The sequence below is a fragment of the Spirosoma koreense genome (assembly GCF_054777875.1).
In genome coordinates, this window is sequence record NZ_BAAHAC010000027.1 from 474,588 (window position 1) to 501,512 (window position 26,925).

Sequence of the window (26,925 nt, forward strand, 5' to 3'; positions counted from 1 at the left end):
CCGGCGTGGTCGTACTAAGCTTATTTCCTGTTTAAATTCACCGGAACAATCAATTCTTTCCGCCCGAAACCTTTCCTGGCTTTGGGGCTACGCCCGGCTGAGTCAGTTCGAAGTTTTCTTTCTGCTTGGCGTCCTCTACCATTTTCCGAACATCGGCCAGAAGTTTTTTAGCGTCATACACCACGCCATCTTTCACCGTGTAGGTAACCCCGCCGACACGCTCTACCTCGTTCTTCTCGTTCAGATGAATCGCTCCCGTACCGTACAAGACTTTCAGATTGGCCAGCGGGTTCTGATCGACAATGACAAAGTCGGCCAGTTTTCCAACTTCGACCGAACCGATCTGATCGCTCATGCCGAGAGCTTCGGCCCCTTTTAAGGTAGCCGCCCGAATGACTTCGAGCGGATGAAAACCCGCTTCGCGCAGCAGTTCGAGTTCGCGGATGTAGGCGAAGCCGTAAAGTTGATAAATAAACCCGGAGTCGGAACCCGCCGTAACGCGCCCACCCCGGTTTTTGTATTCATTGATAAACTCCATCCAGAGCTGATAATTTTTCTTCCAGGCTACTTCCTGCTCTGTTCCCCACGAATGCCAGTACGACCCGTGCGAAATCCGGCTCGGGCCGTAGAAGCGCCACAGACTCGGCATGGTGTAATCGTCGTGCCATTCAGCACGACGGGCCAGCATCAGTTCGCGGTTGGCTTCGTAGATATTGAACGTCGGATCGAGGGTGAAATCGAGTGAAATCAGCTCGTCCATGACTTTGTTCCAGCGTTCTGAGCCGGGCTTAGCTGCCTGTTGCCAGAGATTGCCGGCTTCTTCAAAGCGATTTTGCTCGTTGCTATAATTATAGGTTGCCGGATAGTTCTGCACGGTTTTGTCATCGAACAACGCTTCGGGCAGACCATACCAGTGTTCCAGTGAGGTTAGTCCCGCCTTGGCCGTCGCCAGCGCGTTCATCCGGGCCACTTCCAACTGCGCATGATGGCAGGCCGACCGCAGCCCCAGTTTCTTGTTTTCTTCCAGTGCCGCCCGAAAAATATTTGGCTCAGCGCCAAAGAACTTGATACCATCGGCACCGCGTTTGGCGTTCTGCTGCACCCAGGCCCGCGCCATTTCTGGCGTACTGATCGGCTCTTTTGCGCCCTGGCCAAATACGGTATACGCTTTGATACGGGGAGCCGTAATTTCGTTACGTTCGCTTTTGGCACGGTGTTCCAACACCCAGTCGAGGCCATTTCCGCAGGATGGATCGCGAATGGTGGTGATACCATGACCCAGCCAGAGTTTGAACACGTACTCAGCATTAGCACCCTGTGCCTGCCCGCCGATGTGGCCGTGCATATCTACGAAACCCGGCAGCAGGTACATTCCTTCGCAATTCAGCTCTTTATCGCCGGGACTGGCTTTTGGGCGACTTTTCGCATCAATCGGAACTCCCGGGTAGCCTACCTGCCGAATTTGTACGATCCGGTTTTTTTCGACCACAATATCTATCGGGCCAACCGGTGGCGCTCCCGTGCTGTTGATTAGTGTAACGCCCCGGATGATCAGTTTGCCAAATGGCCCCTCGCCTTCGTGGCGCGGTGGCGATTTTTCAACCTGAGCCAGTAAAGAGAAAGAAAGAAAAAATGTAGCCTGAAAAAAGAGGGAAAATCGGGTATAAAATCGTCTCATGAGGATGAAGTTGGCAGAGTAAACAGTTGTAAGATAAGCGAAACTGCCGGATTTTTGCAACATGCCACCGCCCTATTAGTTTGGGTATTATAGCGTTAGCAGCTCATAATCATGATAAAATACAGTTTGCTCCTGCCTTTCTTTCTACTCTTTGCCTGCACAGGCAGCAGTGATAAACCCAAATCCAACACCGACGAGCCGATTTACACCCTGATTTTCCTGGATAAAACCCGTAGTGTCAACATCAATAAAGCGTTTGTTGCCCAGAAGTACCAACAGGCGATCACCGATATTATCGAGCAGAACATCCGGCAGAAAGGCGATCGGCTCGATGTGTATTTTATTCATGAGAATACCTCAAAAGCCCGTGCTCTGAACGTAACGGCCCGTACAGAAATGGAAGACGTCTCGGCGGCTAGTCCAACCGACCAGGAAGCCGCCGAAACAGAGTTCAATCTGACGCTGACCCGCGAGAAAGCGCAGATTCGGCAACGGGTTCTGCAGCAGTTGATGGCGCAAAATGAAGGTAAATCAAACCAGGAAACCGACATATGGGCTAGTTTGCCCGTAATCGAAAAAGCGAATGAGACCGGCGCTACAGTAAAAGTGTATTACCTGAGCGACATGATCGAAAGTGTGAAAGGCGCAACCCGGCGGGATTTCCAGACTCACGCTCCTAAAGACAACGCACAGGCTGACGAGTGGGCTAAAGCCGACGCCAGCCAACTTAAACGGTATACCATCGGAAGCCCGGAGATCACGATGATTCTGCCTTTCGAACCGAACGCTTCGGTTAAGGAGAATAATCCAAGCGTAACGGAATACTGGCAAAAGCTATTCTCCGAGCTGGGCGCAGGCAACGTGGACGAAAACTGACATCATCAGGACACGGGTACATCCGCAGCCGCCGGAATGTCGAAATGATAGCCCTCTGAGAAACCCGAGAAATCCTTCTTGAGGCAATACGAGGTTAACGACAGTCCTTCGCCCTCACGACGCACAGCCAGGTAATGAAACATGGGTTTATATTCGGTAGCCCTATCAGGAAGCCGACTGGGGGTTGTGTTCAGGGGTTGGCGCAGTCCGCCCCCACCCCCGATGACCAGAAACGTCTTGCCTTCAAATTCGAACCGTTCGAAGGCATGCGAATGGCCCGTAATGAACAGACGCGCTTTTTGTGATTTAATGTAAGGCGGCACAAACCGCTGCTGCACTAGTTTAGACGAACCGACCAGTTTGCTGTTTGAGTAGGGCGCGTGGTGACAGGTAACGATTACCACCTTTATTTCAGGGTCGGCATCCAGATCGGCCAGGGTCTGTTCGTACCAGGTTTGCTGCTTGACCAGGTTCTCGATCGAAAGCGTACTAAAGTTGGAATTGAGCATTACAACGGCTATAGCGTCGGTCGTTTTGACGTAGCCCGTAGGACTGTGCTCCGGAAACCGTTGCTGAAAATTGCGGGCACCTTTCCGCGGCCGACCCATTACGTCGTGGTTACCCATGATGGCATACACCGCCGTCCGGACCTCGGTGCATTTCAGGAGAAACTGGTCGATAATTCGCCATTTTCGGGTTCGATACCCTAGCGAAACGATGTCGCCCAGCCAATACAGCACGGCCGGCCGAAGTCGTATAATCTCGTCGAATATGGCTTGCGTGGCCTTGGTATTCTGATGCGTCCGCAACACCAGTTTTTCTACCCACATCGGCGCCTGCGTATCACTCAAAAACAGGATCGCCCGCTTATCATTCTCTTGTTCCATACCGTAATCCTATCAAATTAACGCTGAGTCTTTATCCAATAACATACCCTACCAGGAAAAAGGACGCCAAATTACTTGAGCTTCTGCCGTAAAAGCCGCATTTTCTGCAGCGACGGCATCATACCACTTCAATTCACCCGCTATGCGCAACCGACGACTGACGGGATGGGTGTACGACAGAGCCGCCATCCAGCCTAAACTGTTGGTAGTTGCCCTGACAAGGCCTGCGTAGTTCAGTCGCGAGCGGTTAAAATAAATTCCTGTCCCGGCAGTCGCCGATAGCCGTCGGGCAATACTTCGCTCGGTACCACTCAGCCAGGCTAACGGCATTGAAAACAGCAGCAATACCGGCACTAGTGATACATACATGTGTGCTGGTTCGCCCGCTACCTGACCCTTGTAGCTATACATGGTTGTCCAGCCCGTTTCCAGCCCGATTCGTAACCGATGGTCTGGGTACCACATGGCCCGAAGCATCGCAGGAGCGCCAAATCGGTTGACGTGAGTCTGTTCCAGTGCGTCTGGCACTCCCAGATGGGTCGAGTAATACGACAGTCCCCCGCCAACCGTCAATACCAGATTATAAGGCCCACGCTTGTAGGTCGAATCGGTCGGCTGATCCAATCTCGACTGTGCGCTGGCAAGCCCGCTCATGCCAAACAGGTACATGACCCAGGCGAGTTTAGGTAAACGAATAGCCATACGATTACTGTTCCGTGTAGTGGTAATAGGCAACAACTGGCGAATAATTAGACAGAATCCCATCGAAATTGTTCTGACTTATAAATTCCTGAATGAACTTGGGTTCATCGAGCGTCCAGACGAATACCGTAAGCCCCTGTGCTTTCATCGCCAGCACTTCCTGCGTTTGCGGACCGAGCGTCCAGCGGGGGGCCCAGATACGAGCCCCTAAACTCCGGGTAAGGGCGGTATCCAGTTCGCATAAAATGGGGGTATTTTCCTTGTTCGGCAACGCTTCGTACGAAGCAACGGCATCGGTGCTGGGCAACCCGATGAAAATGCGCAGATCGCGCCGGGCCAGAATGGCTTTCTGTCGGAATTTCTGCTGAATGGCCTGTACTTTGTCCATTGGCCCGATATATTTTGTATCGAGCCAGACAAAACTAAGGGACGTATTATTGACCACGGTCTCCAGTGCCTCCTCCAGCGTGGGGATTTTTTCGCCATTCACCAGCCGGACCAGCGTGTTCAGTTGCTGGTATGTGTAAGCTTCTATAGGGCCTGTCAGGCCACTTTTCTGAATAAGCCGTAGGTTCAGGGTATTGTCATGGTACAGAATCGGAACCCCGTCTTTTGTGTAGCGAACGTCGATCTCAATACCCGTCGCCCCCAGTCGTGAAGCCAGCTTGATAATCTCTACCGAGTTTTCAGAAGCGGGCAGCAAATCCGATGTTCGTCCTCCGCTTCTGTGGGCCATGATCGCGAAGGGTTTTTTGTTCAGGGGTCGGTTATAGGTAAGCGTCAGCTTTTGGGCTGGGGCTGCTTTTTCTTCTCCGTATAAACCATCAATGACTACGGTATCGGTCGAAACCACGGCACTGTCCAGGGCCTGTAGTCTGCCAGCATGTTTTACCCGAACCGTCAGTCGAACCAGACCCGTTGCGGTATTGACTAATTTTCGCCAATAGCCATTCAATACCAGGCTGTCGGCTTTAGCGTCGCCTTCCAGGTTAAAATAGCCGGCATCGGCTCCGGTAAAGATGGACAGGTAGTGCGTCGTATCGGCGCCATTGAGCAGGTATGTCCACTTGAGAGCCACCTGACTTCCAAATTGATTGGCTCCGTCTGTAACGGTATATACGCCTTCCATGGCCTGCCGAACCGAAGGAACGAAGCGTCCGGAGCCGGGGGTGTTGGTAAAGGAGTACGGCACAGGGGCTTCATAATCTTTCCGGCAACTGCCCGTCAGGATTAGTAACAAGCCGAATATCAAATAATTAACCGATTTCACAGGATAAAACCAAAGATAAGTTGAGGGTACAAAAGATTCCGATCGAAGGTGTCGTACAGGGACCAGAGCTGCCAGTTGAAATTGGAATAAGCCGCCCGGAAACCGATCAGAACATGCTGTTTGTTGTAAAAAGGTTGCTCGAGGACAAACCCAATGGCAAAACCATTTATCTGCCTTCGGTTGTACTCGACCGCCAGATTACCCACTTTAGATTTGTAATATAAATCCATGATCGCTTCGCCCCGGACGGTGAGCTGTACGTCTCTCGTCAGCCGGTATCCTACCGATAGGTTAGGATAGGTTTGTATACCATAGGCCTGGCTATTGAATACGTCTTTGATTTGCAAAGCACCAAACCAGCCCGTTGCTTCGAACCCCGGCGATATAAACAACCGATCGGTAAGGCCGGTGGCCCAGTGCAATCCCAGCATCACATTGCTCTGCACGATCTGCGTCTGTATCCGACCGACTGCATACAGCTTTTTGGTCAGCCCACGCTGAATATGAAAATCAATGGCCGGAACGCTCACACGAATTTCCTCGGTCAACTCGGGGGGGGTGGTAGTAAAGACCAATCCAAGCGATCTGCGCACTTGCCCGGGCCGCGGTGCCTGGGGGAAATAGATTTCCGGCTGATGTACATCGGGGGGCGGCACGTAGCGCGGGTGCTCAGGCGCAAACACACGCCGTTGTCTGGTACGCGGTCGCTGTTGCTGTGCCTGGACCGAGAAGCTTACCAGCAACAGACAGATCAACCACACGTACAATTGATTACATAAAGATCGGAGATACATTACATGCGAATCAGGGAACACACCTGAAATGACATAAACCGACTTGGGATAGGTTATGTTCTGATTCGTCACTAGCGTCGGCTATGGATTCGCAGCCCGTATACGTCACTCCATTTCGAAGGGCAACCCTATGCCTTTAACAAACCAGCCTACTCAACGAATCGCGTAAGCTCATCTTGCTGGTCGAGCCCGCCGTTTAACCGTCATTAAAGTGTAAAAAGGCCGGTACAATGCCGTTGAGTCGGAAGAACTGGTTATTCTGCCTGTCTACCCTGATCGCCTTAGTTCAACTGCACCCGAGCATAAAACTGCTCAATTTTAGTGCGACTGCGTTTAAGCCGCATCTTAACCGCACTGGCGCTCAGATTATACTGACGGGAGATTTCTTCAATGGTTGCCCCCTCTTCATACTTGAGCTTGAGTAGCATGCGCTCCTGCGTCGACAAACTTTCCAGGGCCTGGCGAACCATCTGCATCGCTTCTTCATGAATGATTCCTTCCCTTGAGTCTGGCAGATGCTCTTCCAGATCATCATCGAGCAAGGTGGTATTCATACGTTTCGAAATTCGAAGTTGATCGGAGCAGTAGTTATAAGCAATCGAATAAATCCAGGTTGAAAAGCTGGATCGCTGTTGAAAAGCATCTAGTTTATTGAAAACCTTGATAAAAATATCGTGGGTAAAATCCTGGGCTTTCTCGGAGTCCTGAGTCATAGAAAGACATTGCCGGTATACTTTGTCGACGTATCGATTGTACAGCGTTTCAAAGCAGCCGTTAGGCTCCTGATGTAAGTATTGACGTATTACCTCTTCATCAGTCAGTGTACGATTCATAAAAAAGACTAAATAACAAGTTAGTGGGATGGTAGCAATTAAATGTATCTACGTCTATTGTAGCAACAAAGATTCCATCGGTTAGCAATTATATACTAAATCTACTAAACGGTAGATCATTTCTATCGTTTATCAACTGATGATCACTAGTCTATATCAACCTAAAACACAGCTTATTAGTGGGCTTTTGTAATCTACTATTTAACTAAAATCAAATTAGTGGCACAATATGGTTATTTTTGTACAATTAGTTAATAAATTATTTATAGTTAACTTTGATGAAATAAATAGTCTATGAAATTAACTTTATTTCTTCTTTGTTTCGGCAACATTTGTCTTGCTCAGTCTATTCCAAATCAAACCAACGCTATTACTGTCAGAACGCCACTTGCTAACTCAGTAGTTTGCCAGAAGTTAGTCGATCTGCTGCGGCAACAGGCCTGGAATCTCGATCAACAGGATCACAGGGTTACAGCTTTCGTTACGCATTATAAACCTGCTGGAAATGACCGGGCTCTTCGGTTAGTTGCTACAGTTAGGCAGGGTACTGTTCTGTTTCGGGGTGAAAGTGCGGCTTTAGGCGCTACAGCCGGCCTTTATCCGTTACCGGTCGTTTACAGTAGCCAGAGTGATCCGGTAGGCAAGACGAACTTTGAGGTGATGAACCAATTTGCTCTACGCTTAAAAGAGATGATTTCTGGCTCGTCGGTAGACTATACAATGGTAAGCGAGTAAATTCTGACGTATAAGAATTAACCGGAAATACGCCGGAGAGTATCGACAGTATCAATCCAATTTTTTACTTTTGCCCGCACAAACAGCCCGATTGATAGGTGCTTTCTGGAAGGACACTGGCAGCGCGAACGAAGCAGTTAGCGCCGAAGTTATCGGAAAGCTACTAGAAGAGTATCCTTCGGTCCTGTTATAATGGCTTTATGGTGTAATGGATAGCATCACAGTCTTCGGAACTGTTGGTTGGGGTTCGAGTCCCTATAAAGCCACGAAACTTAATAAAAAGACCTCATACGCATTACAAAGGGCTTTTTTCGTTTCCTAGTCCAATTCCACGGCTCTCATTTCCTAATAGATTCCGCATAGGAACGGCTCAGTAGATCTCTAATCCCGCCGAAGTACGCTTTCGGGTTACCCGCTGCTACATGCCAGCCACTGTAGCTGCAAGTATTCTCAGCCTTAGCAGGATGTCCGTGGCTAAACCCATCGCATTCATGGCCTGGAGTCTATTCATTTATCACTACTAAAGTGGTAATTCAAATTCCTAAAAACTTCATAATAAAACATCCATTGCCGAATTAATGCCTACTTCGTATTGTTTTTGTTATAGAAAGTCAGCTCTGTTTAACCCCTGATTTTCTGCCCTATATGTTTGAATTGTTTGTCGGTGATGTGGTCTATTATACTACGCCTGACCAGACGTTAGCAAAGGATAGGATTAAATCAATCGCCAGTAAAAAAGAGAAAGGTCGAGTAAAGCACGTCTACACCCTTTTTAACGGACTGAATAAGTCGGAAGGCGAACTCTTTCTAAGCCTGAAACGGGCGAAAGACCATTTCGAACGATGCAAAATTGACATTACGATTCCCAAAGGTCTGGATTCTTTCTAAAGGATTCTGGCCGTCAATCTGCACATTCAGTGGTCGATTCGGTTTTCAGATTAACTTAGTTTATTTGTCAATTGGTTATAAAGAAGCCCCGCTATACTTGGCGGGGCTTTTATTTAGCCTGTTTAATTTTCAAATGCTAATGCCATTTCTACTTCGTATGGCGTATCATACAGATGCCATTCCGCTTGTTTTGCCAAAAAAACCTCGAACAATAATGCTTCTTTAAGCGGATCAACCGGATCGACTATCTGCTGTACCCGCAGAATATGTGCCACTCGATACCTTGGCCAGGTATTGGCATCATTGGCCTCATCGCCGACCCGTACTCCTTGACCGTACCTGGCCTCAACTGGCTGATCGATGGGCGTATCGGGATTTAACTGGGTATAAGTTTGCCGGGATGGGTCATTATAAAGCTGAAACCGAAGATAAAATTGCATAGTAGTTGCTTACTGAATCAGAGCAGTATATGTTTCAGTTGCAATATATATAATTTTTATATTATATCGCCTAGCTAACACAAAAATGTGAATCGTCTATAGTGGTAGCTAAATAGAAGCAGTAACAAAGCTAGTCGACTATATCTTTTTAGGAGCAGCCTCAACAATAAGAGCAGGAACTATAGAAATAATAGCCGAAGCAAAAAAGAAAAGAGCCTGACAATCTGTATATTCAGACTATCAGGCTCTTGGTCTAGTAGCGGGAGCTGGACTCGAACCAGCGACCTTTGGGTTATGAGCCCAACGAGCTACCAACTGCTCCATCCCGCGATGTTTGGACTGCAAAGGTAAGACAAATTTTTGAAACTGCAATCCCTGACTAAAAAAAGTTTATTTCTACACGGAAACGATTTTTCTGGATTGACAGTTGTCTGCTAAAGCCGCTGAATATCAACCAGCGGGATCACCTCTGTATGAATACGGAAATTATCCAGAATTTTCCGGCTGATCACAAGGCCGGTTTCGTCAGTATCGTCGGTAAGCCCAATGTGGGCAAATCAACCCTGATGAATCAACTCGTCGGTGAACGGCTCTCGATTATCACCGCCAAGGCCCAAACCACCCGCCACCGCATAATGGGCATCCTGAATGGTACCCATAATGATCAGGAATTTCAACTCGTATACTCCGATACGCCGGGTATCATCAAGCCCCAGTACAAGCTTCATGAGTCGATGATGAGCTTTGTGCGAGGCTCGATCGAAGATGCGGATGTTGTACTGTTCGTGACAGACATATTCGAGCAGCATGACGAAAATGACGTTGTCAATCGGCTACAAAAATCCGAGGTTCCTATTCTGCTACTGATCAATAAAATCGATCAGGCCACGCAGGATCAGGTTATTGAAAAAATTGCTTACTGGCAAGAGCACTTCAACGCTCAGGCTATTATACCGATCTCAGCGCTGAATGGGTTTAACGTCGACCAGGTGTTCGAGGCCATTATCAGCCGTCTGCCGAATCATCCCCCTTATTTCCCGAAGGATGAGTTAACTGATAAGCCCGAGCGGTTCTTCGCTTCGGAAATTATCCGGGAGAAGATTTTCCTCAACTACAAGAAAGAAGTCCCGTATAGCAGCGAGGTCGTTATCATTGGCTTCAAGGAGAAAGAAGACATTATCGTTATCCAGGCTGAGATTTTAGTCGAGCGCGCAACCCAGCGGGCTATCCTGCTGGGTGAGGGAGGGAAAATGATAAAGAAAACGGGAATTATGGCTCGCGAAGAGCTGGAACGCTTCTTCGGTAAAAAAGTATTTTTAGAACAATTCGTCAAAGTAGAACCCGACTGGCGTCAAAAAGAGCGCATGCTCAAGCGGTTGGGCTACGACGAGTAGTCGACAGAGCTTCGTTTTGCGTCGCTGGTAATTTTAATTATTGGCGCGATTGGCTGATAAGCTGTCAACTGATAATTATCGATTTTAAATCATGGCAAATATTGTTGCAATCGTTGGTCGCCCGAACGTGGGTAAGTCTACACTGTTTAACCGTCTGACGGAACAGCGGCAGGCGATTATGGATAACCAAAGTGGCGTCACCCGGGACCGGCATTATGGCACCGCCCAGTGGAACGATAAATTTTATACAGTTATCGATACAGGTGGGTACGTGGTCGGGTCCGAAGACGTGTTTGAAGAGTCGATCCGTGAACAGGTCGAAATTGCCATTCAGGAATCGACCGTACTGCTGTTTGTCGTCGATACCCAAACCGGTATTACAGGCTTGGACGAAGATTTCGCCAAGGTACTGCGTCGGTCCAAAAAACCCGTATATGTTGTAGCCAATAAGGCCGAAACTGCCGAGCGCTCGCAGTCGGCGGCCGAATTCTACGCTCTGGGTTTAGGAGACCCCTACCCTATCTCGTCGATGACCGGTAGCGGCACCGGTGATTTGCTGGATGAAGTGATCAAACATTTTCAGATCCCGGGGGTAGAAGATCCTAATGCAGGCATTCCCCGAATTGCCATTCTGGGTCGTCCGAACGTCGGTAAATCATCCTTCCTGAATGTGCTGACGGGTCAGGAGCGCAGTATTGTGACGGACATTGCCGGTACAACCCGCGATGCCATTGATACACGCTATAAGGCCTACGGCAAGGATTTCATTCTGACCGATACGGCCGGTATCCGCCGGAAAGCACGCATCAGTGACAATATCGAATTCTACTCGACGCTGCGGTCTATCAAGGCCATGGAAGATTCGGACGTGTGCATTATCCTGCTCGATGCTACCCGCGGCCTCGAAGCCCAGGATCTGACCATCATTGGGCAAGCGGTGAAGGCCAAAAAAGGAGTTGTCATCATGGTCAACAAGTGGGATGCCATTGAGAAGGACCATCGAACCGCCGATACACTTCGGAAAGAAATGATTCAGCGCATGATGCCCATTGATTACGTGCCCATCATTTTTGCATCGGTTCATGAAAAGCAGCGCATTTTTCAGGTCATGGAAAAGGCTATGGAGGTCTATGAAAACAAGACCAAAAAGGTGGCCACTTCGAAACTAAACGAGGCCATGCAACCCGAAATTGAGAAATATCCGCCACCGGCCCTTAAAGGGAAGCAGATCAAAATTAAGTACATGCTTCAGATACCCACTCCTTCACCTACGTTTGTCTTCTTTTGCAATTTACCGCAATATGTTCAGGAGTCTTATCAGCGGTTTTTAGAGAACCGTCTGCGCGAACATTTCGATTTTACAGGTGTGCCGATCACGCTGTTCTTCAGACAGAAATAACTAACACTGGCGCTTAAGGGGTCCGACGTAGCTATTCGCTCCAGCGTCATCATCGCTGATGAATGCTTCACGCATCAACTTCCTGACAGGCGCCTTTCTGGTATTTCTGGCGGCTTTTTGTTTCGCGACAAAAGGAATTCTGATTAAGCTGGCTTATCAGTACCCGATCGATTCTATCTCGCTGCTGACGCTACGAATGCTATTCGCCTTGCCGTTTTATGTGGCTGTTCTGGTATACTCGACTCGGACAGCTCCTCCTGCACGTTTAAACGTACGTCAGTGGCTAACACTTTTCGTCCTTGGAATAACCGGGTATTATTTCGCCAGCTTCTTCAACTTTCTGGGGTTGGTTTATATTACAGCCAGTTTGGAGCGCATATTGCTCTTCGTGTATCCGACGTTTGTTTTATTGATGAACGCGGTTGGTTTTGGCAGGCCCGTCAGCAAGCTTCAGCTCGCAGCACTAACCCTGACCTACGCCGGTATTTTGCTGGCTTTTTGGGGGAATCTTGAAACCTCCGTGCAGAAAAATGTAACTCTAGGTGCTTTCTGGGTTATCCTGAGCGGGTTTGTCTATGCGATTTATCTGGTGGGGAGCGATCGTATGATCGCCCTCGTCGGCTCTCAGCGCTATACCTGTTATGCAATGATTGCTGCCACTGTCCCAACTTTACTTCATTGCGGTTTACAAAATGGGCTTCATCTGGCAGGTTATCCTACCCCCGTTTATGTATTCGGGTTAGGCATGGCTGTTTTTGTAACCGTCATACCCACGTTTATGATTGCTGCCGGAATAAAGCGTATCGGATCTGGCAATGCATCGATTATTGCCAGTATTGGTCCAGTATTTACCATTGTACTGTCAACGGCTATTCTGCATGAAACAATCAGCAGTGAGCAGATCTGGGGAACGGTGCTGGTATTGATGGGCGTTTTTCTCATTGGCTGGCGTGGTCGGCAACATCGCACGACCACGGCTAGACTATAAGCTTATACGCTGTTTTTCAGCAAAGATTATTGTTAACATATTATAAAAATAACATATTTTTTTAAGTTATTTGTAGTAATCAGCTTTACAAAAACATGCAAGACGAGTAATTTTACCTAATATTGATATTAAAAATTAAGTAATTATACTAAAAATTAAACATCTGGCTTTCACAACGTGTTAACATCGGATTGTAGGTTTAATCCTATATGAATATTTGCCTACTCAGTAAATTTAGCCAATAAAACAGTATTCGCAATTAGCAGTTGACTAGTTGTTCAGAGACAATTAATAACCAAACAACGCCATAGTTTTCACTTTAAAAATCAGTTTGTTATAACTATACGTGTATGTTTCTTTGCTAATGTCCACAGTTAAAAACGAATAACTTATTTGCTATGATAATTAATAAAACGATGGATGACGAAAAGAAGATTGACAAAGCTGCCTACATACTCAAGGCAGTAGCACACCCGCTCCGAATTAAAATAATTCAAATGTTGAACGAAAATAAAGAGCTAAATGTATCGGCTATTTATAAAAATTTAAATGCTGAGCAGTCTCTAATTTCGCACCATCTGATTAACATGCGCGACAAAGGAATTCTTGACATTCGACGCAGCGGAAAAAACATTTATTATTTCCTGGTCGATGGCGCTGTCGCTGATGTCATCGAATGTATCTACAAGAGCAAAGCTCTAATCTGATAGGTACACAAAGGGGCAAGATGATAGCATTAAAAACTATCAATCTTGCCCCTTGTTCTACCTGATTCAACTAAATAATTCCCCGTTGCGATAGGTCGGCATAACGCCAAGATGGATGTAAGCTTTCTCAGTAGCCTCACGTCCTCGTGAAGTCCGCTTCAGAAAACCTTCCTGAATCAGAAATGGCTCATACACTTCCTCAATCGTTTCATCTTCTTCACCACAGGCCGTAGCGATGGTTTTAAGGCCAACAGGTCCGCCTTTGAATTTCTCGATAATGGCACTCAGGATGCGGTTGTCCATATCGTCCAGCCCGTTCTGATCGACATCCAACGCACTCAGGGCTATTTCCGCAATTTCGACATTGATGTACCCATTCCCTTTCACCTGGGCAAAGTCGCGGGTTCGGCGGAGTAAATTATTCGCGATACGTGGCGTACCCCGGCTCCGACGGGCAATTTCGTAGGCTCCTGTTTCATCGATGGGCGTTCCCAGGATAGCCGATGACCGCTGGACGATACTGGTCAGCAGTTTAGCATCGTAGTACTCCAGTCGGCAACTGATACCAAAGCGAGCCCGTAAAGGCGAAGTCAGCATACCGGCGCGCGTTGTCGCACCAATGAGCGTAAATGGATTCAGCTTGATCTGGACCGTCCGGGCGTTTGGCCCCGAATCGAGCATGATATCGATTTTATAATCCTCCATGGCCGAATACAGATATTCTTCTACAATGGGATTAAGCCGGTGAATTTCATCGATGAACAGCACATCGTTGGGCTGAAGATTGGTCAGCAGACCAGCCAGGTCACTGGGTTTGTCCAGTACTGGCCCCGAGGTCATTTTAATATTCGCGTTCAGCTCGTTCGCAATGATGTGGGAGAGGGTCGTTTTACCCAGACCCGGAGGTCCATGGAGCAGTACGTGGTCGAGCGCATCGCCCCGCTGCATGGCTGCCCGAACGAACACTTCGAGGTTAGCGAGTACTTTTGCCTGTCCGGTAAAGTCTTCGAACGAAAGCGGCCGAAGCGCCCGTTCAATTTCTTTATCGGTAGCACTCATGCCCTCAGTCGAGCCTTTCAAAAAGTCGTTTCGCATAAGTTTGATTAGTGCAGAATCTGGCCAACAGGCCTGAATTTCAGGCCTGTTGGACTCGATCGTTTACCTCAAATTTACGAAAAAAACCGCAGAAAACCGCTATCGAACGACCATAACTGTACCCCGTTTTACAACGCGCGAACGCTCAGGAAAAGACTCACTTTTGAACGTCAGAATATAAGGATAAAGCATGGATGGATAGGCAACACCTTTGTAGGTTCCATCCCATTTCTGCTCAGGATTATTACTGACAAAAATGACTTCTCCCCACCGGTTGTATATCCTGAATTCGTAATCGGTGATGTAAGCGGTGAAGACCTGGAGCACATCGTTTACGCCGTCGTTATTAGGTGTAAAAGCATCCGGTATGTTGACACGTGGCTCACACAGGTTCAATACTCTCGACGTACCAACAGCCGTACAGCCCTGCGGATTCGTCACCTGAACCTGGTAATCACCCGCTCGCTGAACGGTTATGGTTCGGGTCGTATCATTTCGGGTCAACCACAGGTATTTTAGGCCTGAGGCCCCACTCGCCGTCAGTTGTGTGGTTCCCTGGTCTCCTTCGCAAACGAAAGCTCCATTCGTCAGGGAGAATACCGGGGCCGGTCGATCGCCCACCTGAGTTCGGCTCCGCCCTACACAACCTGTATTCAGGTTTCTAACTACCAGGCTATACGAGCCAGGCTGGATCACTGAAATGCTTGGCGTAGACGCGCCCGTACTCCACTGGTACGTATTGCCGGGGACATCGCCCGACTGCGGAGCCAGCACTACAGCCAGGCCCGCACATTTGAGCGTGTCGGGCACCAGACGCGCCAGTCCTGTACTATCCAGCCCCACTTTGATGCTGTCCAGAATCGCTTTACAGCCACGGGCATCGATCACCTGTACATTGTAGATGCCAGGGGCTGCTTTGTCAAATATAGGTGTAGTAGTAATCAATTTATTATCGCGATCCAGCCAGGCATAGCTGACAGGTGTTCCACCTGATAAACTTACGCTTACGGTTCCGCTGTTAGGCGTGCCGCACAGCGCATCTTTCACAAGCGAGGACAACTTCAACTGATTTTCGGGCGACCGCAGAATGAATCCCGTGTCGGCCTTACAGGTATGAAGTGTATCGGTTACGCTCACTTTATAGTTGCCTTCGGTCAGACCGCTTAGCTTGCTTCCCCCGTTCAGAGAAACGGTTCTATCGGAGCGGGTCCAGTCGTATTGATAGATACCCACTGGCGTCGGGGTCAGGCTTATAGTACCATCGGCCGAGGTACAGGCTGTCGGCCCGGTCAGCGCAGCCGCCACACGCAGCTTTGGTAATTCACTTACTTTAATGGTATCCGAATTTTCGCAACCGGCAAAATTTTTCGCTGAAACGAAGTAGGTACCGGCTTTAGATACCGTCGTCGATCGGTCGGTACTCCCGTCGCTCCACTGGAATTCTGACCAGGTTTGCTGCGGCACGGTCAATTTGACCGAGCTTCGGTAACAGAATACCGTGTCAGGTCCAAGATCGAGCGAGGGCACTGGTTTAATTTGCACTTCGATGGTATCGCTCTTAAAGCATTCACCATTGGCGGCTATGCCGACAACGCGGTAATAACCTGGCCGATCGAGCTTTATGGTCTTTTGCCTACTGGCAACCGACCCATTGACCAGCCAGACGTAAAGCTTCGCCTGTACTTTCAGATCGAGCGTTATTCCTCGTTTATTACATATGGCTGTATCAGCTCCGAGTCGTATGTCAGGGGGCGTTTCCAGAATATTCAGCGTATCACGAATAAGGGTGTCTTTACAAATACCCCCGGCGCTGGTTCGGGTCACGATTCGTAAACTAATAAAATACTGCCCTGGCTTCGAATAGGGGTGGGTAATTGGCTGAGTCGACGTAGTCGATGTAGGACGGCTGCCGTCGCCAAAGTCCAGCGTATACGCTTCTTTCAGCTTTGGACAGTTCGGACTGATCTGGAACACCGTCGGCCCGTTGGTACAGGTATCTGAATAAGTCACCCCCGGCCCGCTGGACTGATCATTAAAATTGGCCACCAGGTTCGGCAAACCCAACTGGCTGATTTTTCCTCCCAGGGTTTGACCCGACGGATTGAAAATCAGACTGTCCAGCAATCCCCCATTCGGATTTTCGATGGTCGCCAGCGAGTTACTTCCCTTCACGGCAACGTATAATCGCCCGTCGGGCCCGATCTGAACGGACCCATATTGTCGGGTTGTACTACTGTCGACCACCGTTCGGGACTGAGTTAGCAGTGAGTCTTTCTGGGTTAGATCATATTTGACAATATACGACGCTCCTTTCTGACTACCGTCGGAGTTAGTATCGGCCAGCATGGTTGCGTACAGACTCTTCCCATCCGGCGAAAATTCCACCCCATACGCTTTAGGGGGAGCAGGTCCTAAGTCAAGCGATCGGTTGAAGGTTAGAACCCCTGTCGAGTCATTGAATGTGTAGAGGTCGACAGAGTTTTTAGGTGGCCCAGGTATCACCACCGCCATAGGCCGATTGCCCTCATTGCCACTGGTGGTATCGGCAGGACCGATTTTGATATACCCTTCTGCATTGGTCAGTGAATCGATGACCTGTCCACCTGTATACGTTACCGGATCGGCACTCTCTCCGCGGGTTAAATGCCGAACTTCAAACTTGTTTGTTCCGTAAATGCGCGTGATTACCCAGTAGGTCGAATCCCGTTTGTTTTCAACCGCCGTCGACTGTTCGGTGCTGTTGCCCGTCAAGGGAAGGTTCTTCTCGACAACGGCGCCTTTGCCACCATTCTGACGCATGTCGACGACGCTGTAGGTCAGGGTTTTCTGGCCACGGATTTCCGAAGTCGTATAAACGTAGTACAGGTATTCACAACCACGGCAGGTTGGTTTCGGAACGATCAGTGCCGATTGCGTCGAGTGAGTGTTTCCGTCAAGGGGTATCTGAACCTTGTTGGTATCGCCCGGAACAAGCGATTTCATAATCTTCCCATCTTTGTCGAAGATCGAGATACCGTCGGTGTAAAACAGCAGAATTCCTTTGGTGTTCGCGATCGACGAAGAGCCCTCGATTGTGCTCAGCTTACCATCTGTAATGGGTTTGGGCGTACCTCCCCCGCTAAAATCCAAGCCTGCATTTTGCCCAAAATACCATTTTACCCCCTGCGATTCTTTCTGCTCACCACAAACATCCACGTTGATCCGGTCCTGGTAGGAGCATCCGTTCGGGCTAATGGCTTCGACAGAGTAACAGCCCGAACTATCGACCTGTATGCTTTGGGTAGTGTCTCCCTTCGGGTACCACAGAAATCGATAGCCAGACTGAGCTCCCCCCGGATAGGGATCGAGCGTAATGGTTTCGCCTTTACAGATCGTGGTATCGGTCCGCCAGCTCGAAAACGGTTGCGGCCGGTTGTTGATGGTAATTCTGTTGGTAAAGGTTTTGGTTATTCCAGCAACTGTCCGTTTTAACGTAACCGTATACGTACCAGCCGTCTGGTACACGTGGCGAGCGATGGAGTCGTTTTGTTCGGTGACGGTCGTTCCATCGCCGAAATCCCAGGCACGGGACACAGAACCAGTAACGGAGCTGTCGGTGAAGGTGATGGAGTCGGCCTTACATTCCTGATCCGGAACGCAGGCTTTACCGCTGATTTTAAACCCTGAACCTGTCTGCGCAAAGGTTGTAGTCAAGCCTGCCAGCAAAAAAAGCAGCGCCCAGAGTCCAACTACCCGAATATGCATTTTAAAAATGACCATGAAGAACGTTGATAAAGCCTCCGTCGCAAATTCGTTTCTCGGCATAACAACACCGGGGGCATTACGTTAGTATAAACGAAGGTGGCCCGTTAAAATTTTATTGTCTGGCAGGCTCGAAAGCACCTAAAATACAGCTATTTTTATAGGCTGTTCACTTATTAAATACTTCGTTTGCTTCGGCAACGTTGCAACTAAGAAATTGATCTTGCTTTTGCCTCGATTTTATCCGTATGATTAAGAAATACGTACTGACGGTTTTAACGCTGGTGGTGAGCCGACTAGCGTTCGCACAAGACCCTCAGTTTACCCAGTTTTATGCGGCTCCACTCTACTTAAGCCCTGCCTTCGCTGGTTCGGCACTTGCCCCGCGTATTACTGCTAATTACCGAAACCAGTGGCCAGCGATTACTAACTACGTGACCACGATGGTCGGAGTCGATCATTTTATCGAAAAATACAACAGTGGAGTTGGCTTACTGATCCAAAGCGATAACCAGGGCCAGGGTAGGATTCAATCGACGGATATAGGGTTGCAATATGCCTATCAATTTCAGGTGAGCGAATCGTCCTTTGTGCGCTTGGGTCTCCAGGCTTCGTACGTAAACCGCAACATCAACTACTTCGGTCTCACGACAGGCGACCAGTTTACAGACCGGGGCTTCATCACAGGCAGCGTTTCGCAGGATCCCACGCTACTTGCCGGTTCGCCCAAAAACAAATACCTCGACTTCTCGACCGGCGGCTTGTTTTATTCGGACTGGTTCTGGCTGGGCGCTACCGTGAATCACCTCAACCGCCCCGATCAGGGCTTTTTCGTCAGCGGAACCGATCGGCTGCCCATGAAAACCAGCATTCAGGCGGGGCTGAGGATTCCACTCGGTGGTTTTACGGGCTTAGCCGATGAGCAGGATCGCGAGATTAGTATATCGCCGGTTGTGCTCTACAAGCATCAGGGTAAATACGATCAGCTGGATTTGGGGGCTTACCTAACCTACTCTCCGCTGACTATTGGGGCGTATTACCGCGGTATTCCCTTCAAGAAATACAACCAGACCATCAATAACCACGACGCTCTCGCTGCACTGATCGGCTGGCGTATGGAGAAGTTTTCCATTGGGTATAGTTACGACGTTACCATTTCTACACTGGGCAACAGTGGCGGCTCGCATGAACTCTCGTTGTCCTATATTTTCGAGAAACCCGAAGGGCGCCGGGCGGGAGTTCGTCGGCGCGACAAAAAGTTACCCTGTCCGAAATTCTAACAGTCGGCTTTTAGCCGAAATACTGCTGCTCGATTCGACCGATATACCCTAAGGGAATTGCCGAACGGAACCACGCCTGAACGGCAACACCGATGTTCGGATACATATTCAGTTTGTCCAGCATGTCAGCCGGTAGCCAGACAACTTCCAGAGCGGTAGTTTCGGTGGGATTGAGGACTGGCTCACCCTGTAAGTGCTGAGCGGCAAATACCACGTGCAGTACGTCGTCGTTCCGTTGGGAGAGCAGCATTTCGCCGGCCAGCACCATTCCACCAATCTCGACCGAGATGCCGAGCTCTTCCTGGATTTCGCGCACAACGGTCTGTGTCAGGATTTCTCCGCGGTCAGGATTTCCGCCGGGTAGTGCATATACATCCTGCCCGCCGTATGAATATCGCATCAATAACACTTCCGGTTGGGCAACCTGTCGACGCCAGATAAGAGCAGAGGGGCGAACTTTCATGCAAGCAACTTATACAAGCAATGTTAGCTTTCCCAATAAAATCTGCTTAGTATGTAAAAAAACCGTTAAACGGCCCATTAGGCTAATTGTCGAGTAGTCTTCGATGGTAATTGATCTGACCGAGGTGATAGGTTAAGTGCGTACTCAGGTGAACCAGCAGATAACCAGTCGATGTCATCTGATCGAATACCAGCGTAGGGTACTCGGCGTTGAGTTGTTCATCGGTTAGCTGATCGAGGGCCTGCCCGACGATCACAATCGTTTCGTCAATTTTCGCCAGCAGTTCAGCCCGAGGTACGTCTTTAAGCGAAAATTCCAGCTCCCGGTGACGGACGTAGCCTGTTTTGCCCAGTTCGGCCCCGATGTACGTGTTTAGATTACCGATCAGATGAAGACACAGATTACCCGCTGAGTTCGGAATATTCTTTTCGACGTACCAGATTTTCCTTTCATCCCGGTACGAATCGATTTCCTTCCTTAAGCGCCCAAGATCGCGCTGAAGCAAGGTTTTCAGGGTTTGACTAAGCATGAGATTGAATCATTCATTTAGGTCGGCAACTTATAAAACCAATAATAGTTCTCCTAATACATTCGGTTAGATCTGGTGATGAACTGGGCAAATTTCTATTTAATAAAGTGAGTATTGAAAACGCCAGCAGATGATCGGAACCAGAAGGATACTGGTTCTTTTCGCAGATGGGAAATCGGAATCATCAAACTTACGGGAACTAAGTCTTTTAATTTTATAGTTTAACTAACCTATAAAACATCATTATTATTATTCGGCGTAAATAGCTGATAAACAGAGGTCCTCTACTGGGGGTCTGGTAGGTATCGAGTAAACCTTTTTCGACCTGTATCGGTTATGGATGACAATAGATTGACCTGAACAGACGTTTCGAGAATATTGCTTGCTATGCACAACCAGTTATTGTGGTAGTTCATTCTTAACCTGACTCAGATGTAACAACCTCTACACAACCGCGCGAGCGGCTTTTTTGAGTACGTGCATGTTCAATCGTTAAACTGACAATTATTTATGGAAGGTAATTCGCAAAAATCCAAAACAAGCGGTGCTTTGCTGGCAGCCCTGATCATCATGACAGGTCTGGCGGGAGTATCGAGTTATCTGTATTTTGACCAAAAGAAAGTATCCGAGAATCAGGAAGTAACCATTTCCGAACGCGTTGAAGAACTCTCAACGACCCGCGTTAAGCTGGATTCGATTTCGACAGCGCTGGATGCTAAAATTGCCGAAGTACAGAAATTGGGTGGCGACGTCTCCGAGTTACAAAAAGTAAAAGCGCAATTGGAACAGGATAAAGCATCGTTGCGTAGAGGAAATCGGGTATCGATCGCTAAATACGAAACAAAAATTAAAGAGTACGAAGCGTTTCTGGTTGAAAAAGATACCCTTATCGCCAATCTGCAGCGCGAAAACGTAACGCTGGCGACAAACGTCAAAACGCTGGACGAAGAGAACACCACGCTGAAAACAAAAGGACAGCAGTTCCGCGATTCAGTTACGACGGTAGTATCTCAGGTTCAAACGCAAAACCAGGAGTTGTCGACGAAAGTTACTCGGGCAGCTGCCTTGAAAGCGCAAAACGTGAAAGTGTTCGCCGTCAATGCGAAAGGTAAAGTTAAAGAAGATGACGCCTACAAAGCGAAACGTCTGGACAAAATCAAGCTGGTTTATACCCTGCTGGATAACCCGCTGACCAAAGAAGAGCCTAAGGATGTATACGTACGGGTTCTTGACCCAACGGGTGCCGTTGTATCCGATATGGCCAATGGATCGGGCACGTTTACGGTAGATGGTAATGAAACCGTTTACACCACCAAACAGACAGTTAACTACACCAGCAATGGTCAGAGTGTTGAGCTGCTCTACAGCCGTGGTATTCCTTACAAACCAGGCAAATATACCGTTGAACTTTACTCGGAAGGATTCCGCATTGGTTCCGGCGAATTTGCCGTTCGTTAGGCAAAAGATATTACAACATACAGGTAACAAAAAAGCGCGATACCCAACGGTGTCGCGCTTTTTGCTGAAACACGTAACGAATCTATCGAAATCCGGTAAACGATACCCCGTTCGAGGAGCCGGTCTGTCCACCAATGCGTAATAACTTACCCTGTTTCTCCATACCGTTGTTTGTGAAAATCCGGTCTGTCTGTAACATACCGATGCTCGAGTCAGCCAGCCGCAGTTGAATACCATTTGCGCGACGGACCAGTGATACGTGCTCAATGAGCTGACTGGTTTTGGCTGGGTACAGTTTGGTATACACCATAGTGACGCTGCTGTCGGTCTCAGCCTTCAATTCGGCATAAGGCATCTGACTGATCGATATAGCGACGTTGGCCGGGTCCAGGTAAACGTTTGTCCGATAAGTACCGACTACTTCTCCGGCCAGCGACGATGTCCCTGGCTGAATTTCAGCCTCCTGCTGGCAAGCTGTGATTACACCAGCCAGTGCCCAGAAAAGTAGGTGATTTTTCATTGGTTCATTCCCGTTTGTTCATTTGACCCAACCGTTGAGGAAAGAGTTGGAGCCTCGTCGGATTTTTTTTCACTTTCGTCTTCCTGGTTTTGCGCCATGTCGACCCATACTTTCATATCATTGAGGTTCATCGGCCCGAATTGGGTCGTAAAGGCGACATCGGCCGCATCGCGCCCGTAAGCCACCGTAATCCGATTACCACGCGGAAGCTCCTGAGTAGCATCGAACGTAAACCATCGCCCATCGACATAGGCTTCAAACCAGGCGTGCAAATCCATCGGGTCCAGTTGATATAAGTAACCAACGACCATCCGGGCCGGAATATTTAAGGCCCGGCATAAGGAAATGCCAAGGTGGGTAAAATCGCGGCAAACGCCGACTCGGTTAGTGGCCGTATCGACGGCCGACGTACTGGCATTGCTAGTCCCGTATTCGTATCTGACATGCTCGTGTATCCACTTACGAATGGCTTCGGCCTGATCATAACCGGGGTTTACGTTTTCGGTAATCTGCGTAGCTAAATCGCCCAGTTGATCCGACTGGCAGTACCGACTGGGCAGGGTGTAGTGCAGCACACTATCCGGAAGTTCCTCGACGGGGGTATAGGGTGCGCCCGGCGCTATGTCAATTAGATCGGCCGTTTGAACGGTAGCCGAAAAATGAATGGAGAACGGGCCCGCGGGAGCCACTACCCGCTGACAAAGGTTGCCGTACATATCCGTAAACTCAGTGACATTAACCGTAGGGGTGATTTGATATTCCTCACGGATGATCCACTGGCCTGCGCCTGAGCGAGGACGCAGCATCAGTACTAATGGAGTTGGAGTTTCTACGTCAAACGTAAGTTCGCAGCCTGCGTTGAGTTGCATATCTAACTAATCGGTTGTTCAGAAGGTGGTTGTGCTATTGATCGATAAGGTTTATAGGCCTTATTTGAGTAACACAAACGCCCGGCGATAGTTGACGCTTCCGGCTTATTTTTTCAGAATAACAAACTCCACCCGCCGGTTCCGCTGGCGGCCTTCGTCGGTATCGTTCGTAGCGACGGGTTTTGTTTCGCCAAACCCTTTGCTGGCTACCCGATCCGGTTCAATGCCTTTGCTGATGAAGTATTCGCGAACCGCGTCGGCCCGGTCCTGCGAAAGCTTGGCGTTGAGTTCATTAGAACCCGTGTTATCTGTATGCCCGCGTACTTCGATCGTCATGGTTGGAGCGTCGTTCAGGGTCGTTACGAGCCGATCCAGTTCAGGCCCCGATTCCGGTCGAAGTTCCGATTTTCCGGTATCGAAAAAGATGTTATTAAGCCGGACAATATTACCGGTCTCAATCGGTACCATTTTCAGCTCTTTCCCTTTGATTTCAGTATAACCAGTCGATTTACTTGTCAGATCGACGTTGTCTCCTTCCGAAATAAAATCCTTGGCAATAGCGCGCATGGAGTATTTCTGGCCAAAGGGCAGCACAATTTTATATTCGCCCGTGACCGGGTCAGACGTCGCTTCACCGGCTTCAGCTCCATCGGGCAGGGTTTGATAGACGATCCGGGCTTCGATGGGCTTACCGGTTTTCTGGTCCACCACTTTCCCGCTGATCAGCGCAACCGGGTCTGGCGTAGTGATATCGGTCTTTGTCGCTACGTCATCGCCCCCGCCTAGTTTGGCTGGCTGATTCCCCGAGTTGTCATTTAGTTTAATCCGAACGATATCGCCTTTGCCTAGGGTATTCTTGAAAGTTGTCAGATAAGCATAGTCGCCGGAAGCTGAAACCGAATAATAAGCATCGTACCCGTCGGTGTTGACTTTAGCGCCCAGATTGACGGGTCTCGACCAGTGTTTCCAGGTTTTATCGACCCGCTTACAAACGTAGATGTCATTACTGCCCAGCCCACCGTCGCGATTACTTGAGAAATAGAGCGTTGCGCCATCAGGGGCCAGAAAAGGCGTTGTTTCCGTAAATTTCGTGTTCACCTCCGGACCAATGTCCATGGGTTTTGTCCAGGAGCCGTCTTTTTGCCGGAAACTCACGTAAATATCATCTTCTTTACTGTTCTTCTTCTCGCTGAACGCCATAATCAGCACTTTGCCGTCTGCCGACATAAACCCGCAGTCGAACTGGCCCTTGCTCATATTGACATAGCCCGGAATATCTATCTTCTGCGGAACCGACCAGCCAGACGCCGTGCGCTTGCTGAGTGAGAATCCCCGCGTTTCGTAGTTTCCGTTAGTATACTGTCCTTTGATGAGCATAGTATTTCCGTCAGGGGTAATGCTGTAGGCACAGTTGTACTCGTCTTTGTTGAGCGGAAAGGTCATGTGCTGAGCCGGTCCCCATTTTTTACTTGTCGTATCGAGCCTGGCGTACCAGATATCCTGGCTTCCTTTGGCACCATGCGTATTGTTGGGGTGGCTGATCCGGGCGAAATAAAGCGTTTTACCATCCGGTGAGATCATCGGATTAATTTCATTATATTCCGAATTGATCTGATTCCCAAGGTTTTCAAAGGACTGGTTCTGCTCTGACGGGGCGGCCTGCGCTGGCGCGGGTGCCGCTGGGCTATTCATCTGACGAGCCGCTGCCGAAGAATCTTTTGTAGACTGACCGCTTGTCGACAGCGTCACAAACAGACAGAGCAGGCCGGTGGCAACAGCGCTATGGGCATTCATAAGGCGACGAGATAGTGGGGATAAGCTTACTTTGTAAACGAGAAGACATACAGCTTTTGTATGCATAAAGCGACATAGATGAACTACGTCGCTTTATCTACTTACCGATAAATCTGAATATTACTGCCTGGATTTGGGGTATACACGCTTCCAACAGCGATCAGAAGAAGGCTAACCGAAGCACAAAGGGACTTCCGTTATACACCTGCGACGCAATTGGATCGTTCTGGTTATAGTTCAGGTTGTATAACGCCGTCAGGTTGACGCCAAACCGGCGGGTTATGGGCTGCATATACGTTAAGCCAACCAGCGGTGCTGTAACGGTACCGGTATAAGCACCCGCCACCTGGTCTATTTTCTGCTGATAATAGTTTGTCTGCAGTTCGCCGTGTAAATACAGGTTGGAGATGATGCTGGGAATAAACTCATACATAAGAAAGGCGCGTCCACCATACTGGTTGATGGTAATGCCCTGATTGGCGTAATAAGAACCCGGCTTATAGCGCGTATACACGTAGTTTCCGCCCACGCCGATCAGCATTCGTTCGGTAGCCTGGTAAGCCACTACTGGCGATAGCCCAATGCTGAACGGGTTACCAAAGCGGAACCCGCTGATACCGCCACCAAACCGAAGTCGCTGGCCCAGTGGAAGTGGCTTGCCGTCGACCGTTTGTGTTCGTAAGGGTTCCCGGCCCTGATCCCGGCGGTCCTCCGGATCTTCCGTAAGTTGTCCAAAAGCAAGAGAGCTGCTTAACAAAGCGATGATAAACAGGAATTTATGAATACAATGCATGGTGTTTTATTCCTAAAATTTTTTATTAGATAACGAAATCAGAAGGTAAATTCTTTTACCGCAGGGTCATTGAGCAAACGATTAATGCATTTTTCATGATTGATTTCTGAACCGTCGACGCGCCAGTGGCCGATAATGTCCGTACCGATTCGCTGCTGCTGGCTTCGGGTTGGCGACAGATTGAATTCTTCGAACAATTTTTCGTACTGGTTGAGGGTCTTGTTGTGAAACGTCGTCACGATTTTATAATCGCGGGTCTGATTCATCCGCTGAATTCGGTGCGCTAAATTCACTAATAACCACAACGATCCCAAAATAAACACAAAGCCGATGATTGCGATATCGTAATGACCGGCTCCCACACACATACCCAGCGCCGATACGGCCCAAACCGTAGCCGCCGTAGTCAACCCCCGAATCCGGTTATCTTCCCGGAAGATGATGCCCGCGCCTAGAAAACCAATCCCATTGACGACATTGGCCGCAATACGATCGCCGGAAGTGCCAAACCGACCCGATATCATCGTAAACAGAGCCGAGCCGACACAAATCATGATCATGGTACGCAGCCCCGCCGATTTGCCATGAAATTCGCGTTCGGCTCCGATCAATCCACCTATGATCAGTGCTGCAATCAACCGGACAATGTCTTCTGTTTCAAAATCCATTGTTTCATTCACCAGTACGGCGACTTATCGAATCTCGTTGCACATACCCCTCAAGAAAAGCAATTTCGAGAAACCATATTCCGAAATAAACCGTTAAAATTCAGATAGAGTTTACCCTCATTGA

General features: G+C 48.8%; 24 protein-coding genes and 2 tRNA genes. 9 read left to right on the forward strand and 17 right to left on the reverse strand.

Annotation, left to right across the window (positions count from 1 at the left end; genetic code table 11):
* Positions 1–49: 49 nt before the first annotated feature.
* Positions 50–1,678, reverse strand: coding sequence for an amidohydrolase family protein (locus ACYVC2_RS27585; protein ID WP_461108030.1), 1,629 nt, complete (start codon positions 1,676–1,678; stop codon positions 50–52).
* A gap of 111 nt (positions 1,679–1,789) precedes the next feature.
* Between ACYVC2_RS27585 and ACYVC2_RS27590 the strand changes: the two genes are divergently transcribed.
* On the forward strand, positions 1,790–2,554 hold the full coding sequence (locus ACYVC2_RS27590) for a hypothetical protein (RefSeq protein WP_461108032.1): 765 nt from the start codon (positions 1,790–1,792) through the stop codon (positions 2,552–2,554).
* Positions 2,555–2,559: 5 nt separating this feature from the next.
* Here ACYVC2_RS27590 and ACYVC2_RS27595 read toward each other — a convergent pair whose 3' ends face one another.
* The 5 genes from ACYVC2_RS27595 to ACYVC2_RS27615 all read right to left on the reverse strand — a co-directional run bounded on the left by ACYVC2_RS27595 (position 2,560) and on the right by ACYVC2_RS27615 (position 6,920).
* A complete protein-coding gene (locus ACYVC2_RS27595) occupies positions 2,560–3,441 on the reverse strand; it encodes a metallophosphoesterase family protein (RefSeq protein ID WP_461108034.1) in 882 nt (293 codons plus the stop codon).
* 48 nt (positions 3,442–3,489) lie between these two features.
* Positions 3,490–4,143 (reverse strand): hypothetical protein, encoded by a 654-nt coding sequence (locus ACYVC2_RS27600; protein WP_461108036.1) that lies wholly within the window; start codon positions 4,141–4,143, stop codon positions 3,490–3,492.
* 4 nt (positions 4,144–4,147) lie between these two features.
* Entirely contained in the window at positions 4,148–5,413 is a 1,266-nt protein-coding gene (locus ACYVC2_RS27605) for a glycerophosphodiester phosphodiesterase (RefSeq protein ID WP_461108038.1), read from the reverse strand.
* Complete coding sequence (locus tag ACYVC2_RS27610) at positions 5,410–6,207, reverse strand: hypothetical protein (RefSeq protein ID WP_461108040.1); 798 nt, start codon at positions 6,205–6,207, stop codon at positions 5,410–5,412. Before ACYVC2_RS27610 ends, ACYVC2_RS27605 begins: the two co-directional genes overlap by 4 nt.
* Positions 6,208–6,488: 281 nt before the next feature.
* Positions 6,489–6,920, reverse strand: coding sequence for an RNA polymerase sigma factor (locus tag ACYVC2_RS27615; protein ID WP_461108042.1), 432 nt, complete (start codon positions 6,918–6,920; stop codon positions 6,489–6,491).
* 414 nt (positions 6,921–7,334) lie between these two features.
* Between ACYVC2_RS27615 and ACYVC2_RS27620 the strand changes: the two genes are divergently transcribed.
* Positions 7,335–7,775 carry a hypothetical protein gene (locus ACYVC2_RS27620; protein WP_461108044.1) on the forward strand — a complete coding sequence of 147 codons (441 nt, stop codon included), beginning with the start codon at positions 7,335–7,337 and terminating at the stop codon, positions 7,773–7,775.
* Between the two features lie 194 nt (positions 7,776–7,969).
* Positions 7,970–8,041, forward strand: a tRNA-Arg gene (locus ACYVC2_RS27625).
* A gap of 744 nt (positions 8,042–8,785) precedes the next feature.
* Here the strand turns inward: ACYVC2_RS27625 and ACYVC2_RS27630 are convergent.
* Entirely contained in the window at positions 8,786–9,103 is a 318-nt protein-coding gene (locus ACYVC2_RS27630) for a hypothetical protein (RefSeq protein WP_461108046.1), read from the reverse strand.
* Between the two features lie 257 nt (positions 9,104–9,360).
* Positions 9,361–9,433: transfer RNA gene (locus ACYVC2_RS27635), tRNA-Met, on the reverse strand.
* A 143-nt stretch (positions 9,434–9,576) separates the two neighbouring features.
* Here ACYVC2_RS27635 and era point away from each other — a divergent pair.
* The 4 genes from era (at position 9,577) to ACYVC2_RS27655 (ending at position 13,591) form a co-directional block, all read left to right on the forward strand.
* Positions 9,577–10,497: a GTPase Era gene (gene era / locus ACYVC2_RS27640; RefSeq protein ID WP_461108048.1), complete on the forward strand. Its 921-nt coding sequence runs from the start codon at positions 9,577–9,579 to the stop codon at positions 10,495–10,497.
* A 91-nt stretch (positions 10,498–10,588) separates the two neighbouring features.
* Positions 10,589–11,896, forward strand: coding sequence for a ribosome biogenesis GTPase Der (der, locus tag ACYVC2_RS27645; protein WP_461108050.1), 1,308 nt, complete (start codon positions 10,589–10,591; stop codon positions 11,894–11,896).
* 58 nt (positions 11,897–11,954) lie between these two features.
* On the forward strand, positions 11,955–12,884 hold the full coding sequence (locus ACYVC2_RS27650; protein ID WP_461108052.1) for a DMT family transporter: 930 nt from the start codon (positions 11,955–11,957) through the stop codon (positions 12,882–12,884).
* A gap of 416 nt (positions 12,885–13,300) precedes the next feature.
* Positions 13,301–13,591: an ArsR/SmtB family transcription factor gene (locus ACYVC2_RS27655; RefSeq protein ID WP_461108054.1), complete on the forward strand. Its 291-nt coding sequence runs from the start codon at positions 13,301–13,303 to the stop codon at positions 13,589–13,591.
* Between the two features lie 66 nt (positions 13,592–13,657).
* On the opposite strand, the gene ruvB is transcribed toward ACYVC2_RS27655, so the two are convergent.
* Together ruvB and ACYVC2_RS27665 are read right to left on the reverse strand one after the other, a co-directional pair.
* Positions 13,658–14,686: a Holliday junction branch migration DNA helicase RuvB gene (gene ruvB / locus ACYVC2_RS27660; RefSeq protein ID WP_461108056.1), complete on the reverse strand. Its 1,029-nt coding sequence runs from the start codon at positions 14,684–14,686 to the stop codon at positions 13,658–13,660.
* Between the two features lie 99 nt (positions 14,687–14,785).
* Positions 14,786–18,445 (reverse strand): PKD domain-containing protein, encoded by a 3,660-nt coding sequence (locus tag ACYVC2_RS27665; protein ID WP_461108057.1) that lies wholly within the window; start codon positions 18,443–18,445, stop codon positions 14,786–14,788.
* A 230-nt stretch (positions 18,446–18,675) separates the two neighbouring features.
* Here ACYVC2_RS27665 and ACYVC2_RS27670 point away from each other — a divergent pair, with 230 nt between their 5' ends.
* Positions 18,676–19,707 (forward strand): PorP/SprF family type IX secretion system membrane protein, encoded by a 1,032-nt coding sequence (locus ACYVC2_RS27670; protein WP_461108059.1) that lies wholly within the window; start codon positions 18,676–18,678, stop codon positions 19,705–19,707.
* Positions 19,708–19,717: 10 nt separating this feature from the next.
* On the opposite strand, the gene ACYVC2_RS27675 is transcribed toward ACYVC2_RS27670, so the two are convergent.
* Both ACYVC2_RS27675 and ACYVC2_RS27680 read right to left on the reverse strand, forming a co-directional pair.
* Entirely contained in the window at positions 19,718–20,170 is a 453-nt protein-coding gene (locus ACYVC2_RS27675; RefSeq protein ID WP_461108061.1) for an NUDIX hydrolase, read from the reverse strand.
* A gap of 82 nt (positions 20,171–20,252) precedes the next feature.
* A complete protein-coding gene (locus ACYVC2_RS27680) occupies positions 20,253–20,699 on the reverse strand; it encodes a DinB family protein (protein WP_461108063.1) in 447 nt (148 codons plus the stop codon).
* A 510-nt stretch (positions 20,700–21,209) separates the two neighbouring features.
* Here ACYVC2_RS27680 and ACYVC2_RS27685 point away from each other — a divergent pair.
* Positions 21,210–22,157, forward strand: coding sequence for a hypothetical protein (locus ACYVC2_RS27685; RefSeq protein WP_461108065.1), 948 nt, complete (start codon positions 21,210–21,212; stop codon positions 22,155–22,157).
* 82 nt (positions 22,158–22,239) lie between these two features.
* Here ACYVC2_RS27685 and ACYVC2_RS27690 read toward each other — a convergent pair whose 3' ends face one another.
* The 5 genes from ACYVC2_RS27690 to ACYVC2_RS27710 all read right to left on the reverse strand — a co-directional run bounded on the left by ACYVC2_RS27690 (position 22,240) and on the right by ACYVC2_RS27710 (position 26,801).
* A complete protein-coding gene (locus ACYVC2_RS27690; RefSeq protein ID WP_461108067.1) occupies positions 22,240–22,677 on the reverse strand; it encodes a hypothetical protein in 438 nt (145 codons plus the stop codon).
* The gene (locus tag ACYVC2_RS27695; protein WP_461108069.1) at positions 22,674–23,546 is read right to left on the reverse strand and encodes a transglutaminase domain-containing protein; all 873 of its coding nucleotides are present in this window, start codon (positions 23,544–23,546) and stop codon (positions 22,674–22,676) included. Before ACYVC2_RS27695 ends, ACYVC2_RS27690 begins: the two co-directional genes overlap by 4 nt.
* Positions 23,547–23,651: 105 nt before the next feature.
* On the reverse strand, positions 23,652–25,340 hold the full coding sequence (locus ACYVC2_RS27700) for an OmpA family protein (RefSeq protein ID WP_461108070.1): 1,689 nt from the start codon (positions 25,338–25,340) through the stop codon (positions 23,652–23,654).
* 160 nt (positions 25,341–25,500) lie between these two features.
* Entirely contained in the window at positions 25,501–26,133 is a 633-nt protein-coding gene (locus tag ACYVC2_RS27705) for a hypothetical protein (RefSeq protein WP_461108072.1), read from the reverse strand.
* Positions 26,134–26,171: 38 nt separating this feature from the next.
* A complete protein-coding gene (locus tag ACYVC2_RS27710; RefSeq protein ID WP_461108074.1) occupies positions 26,172–26,801 on the reverse strand; it encodes an MgtC/SapB family protein in 630 nt (209 codons plus the stop codon).
* Positions 26,802–26,925 lie beyond the last annotated feature (124 nt).